This is a genomic window from Priestia sp. P5_B4 (assembly GCF_056400385.1).
This window is the reverse complement of sequence record NZ_JBFULJ010000758.1, coordinates 1-1,858: the sequence shown is the minus strand read 5'-3', so window position 1 is coordinate 1,858 and position 1,858 is coordinate 1. Positions and strand designations below refer to the sequence as shown.

At 34.7% G+C, this 1,858-nt stretch carries 2 protein-coding genes; both read right to left on the bottom strand.

Annotation, left to right across the window (positions count from 1 at the left end; genetic code table 11):
• Nucleotides 1-244 precede the first annotated feature (244 nt).
• Entirely contained in the window at nucleotides 245-1,351 is a 1,107-nt protein-coding gene (locus tag AC1DRF_RS25620) for a CapA family protein (protein ID WP_477742032.1), read from the bottom strand.
• A gap of 301 nt (nucleotides 1,352-1,652) precedes the next feature.
• A partial coding sequence (locus AC1DRF_RS25615) for a YeeE/YedE thiosulfate transporter family protein (RefSeq protein WP_477742031.1) occupies nucleotides 1,653-1,858 on the bottom strand: 206 nt, incomplete at its 5' end.

Here is a 1,858-nt window from a genome sequence, read left to right as displayed (position 1 = left end):
CTTTTGCTCCATACGCTGAAGCCTTTTTTCATTTGCCCCCTGCTTTTGAATCAACCTTTTTAAGCCTATAATAAATGCAATTATTACTCCTGCTATTCCTATCAGGATAAGCATCATAAGAATTTGAAAAATCATATCACCTATATTAACCATAGTTCCACCTTTAATCTATTTTTTTACATTATATCATTTTTTTGGTTATTTTTGTTTTATTTTATAAAAAAAGCTCTCAATGCTGAGAGCTTCATTTACTATCTTCATCGTAAACTGTCCACTTTTCCTGTTTGATTTGATTGGAAACATTAATCAGTTTATTTTTCACTCGGTCCTTTTCCGAGCCTGTTAAAGGCGTAGGTCGGTAGTCGTTTCGTGCTGTTGTGGAAGAAATACGGAATGGAATGACGTTGATGTCTTTATTCGTCGTTAGCTTTCCATCTTTAATCGTAAATGTCTGCTGAAATACAAATGTATCTTTATCACTTGGATTTTTGTTTCCGCCAAACATAAAGTTTCCTAAGCTATAGACAATAAATTTATTTTTGTACTCTTCAATTCCTTGAACAACATGAGGATGATGACCTAAAATTAAATCTGCTCCGTTATCAATTGTATATTTCGCCAATGCTTGCTGCGCTGTATCAGGAACATAGTGTCGTTCAGACCCCCAGTGGAAATGCACAATGATAATTTTAGCTCCTTTTTCTTTTAAAGACTTAATTCCGTCTTTAATCTGGCTTCTTATTTCTTTGGTGTCATCCCAGCCCGGATATCCAAGCAATCCTACTTTGACTCCTTTTACCGTTGTGATGTATGTATCTTCATAGCCAAAATAGCCTATTCCGCTTTTCTTTAAGTTCTCTCTTGTATCATCATATCCTTGCTGTAAATAATCGCGTGTATGATTATTAGCTAAGTTAACGGTTTCAATACTTCCTTGTTTTAAAATATTCACAAAAGAAGGATCACCTTTAAAACGAAATGTTTTACTTGCTTTTTCGGTCGCCTTTGTCAGCGTTGTTTCTAAATTAACCGTTGTTAAATCATCTTGTTCAAAAATCGACTTTACATTTTGCGTAAAATATGGAAGGCCATTTCTTGCCGCTACGTCATTAAAAGTAGAATCATAGCTGAAGCTTTCATCATTTCCTAAAGTAAAATCTCCCGCTGCGCTAATTTTAATGGTTGTATTAATGCCCTCTTTTTTTTCTTTTTTTGTCGCTTCTTCTTTAGATTTTACAGCTTCTTCTTTTTTCTGCGGTTCAAAAGATGTTTGTTCTCCTGCTCCTCCGCATGCTCCTAGTAAAAAACACAAACTTCCATAAATAACAGCTTTTTTTAAATACTTATTCATGTAACGTTAAAACCCCTTTTTACGTTTTAATAACTGTGTTTGGACATGGTGTTTAATGTACATTTCGCCAAATACATACAATCTTCCTGTTATATCGGCAAAATAAGTGAAATTTTTATAAAAAAAGGAAATTCCTATCTTCTTTTTGAGTTAAAACAAGAGGCTTTTTTAATACAAGCGCTATAAAGAAAACTGATGACCTTTGATAAACGTCAAGGAATTTACAAAAATATAGAGGTTTTCAAAGATCACCTAAAATAAAAAACCTCCTTTGCTCATGCAAAGAAGGTTTTATCTAAACTTAACAAATCGAATCATTAGATTTAGGGTTTTTGAGTCCAAATATCGGTCGGATAAATAGTGCTAAGCCTGTGCCAAGCATCGCCATAACCATCCATACCCATCCATGAAGACTAAATGAAGCAATGCCGCCAAAGTAAGCGCCGATGTTACAGCCAAAAGCAAGACGCGCACCATACCCCATTAAAAGGCCGCCAACAACAGCTG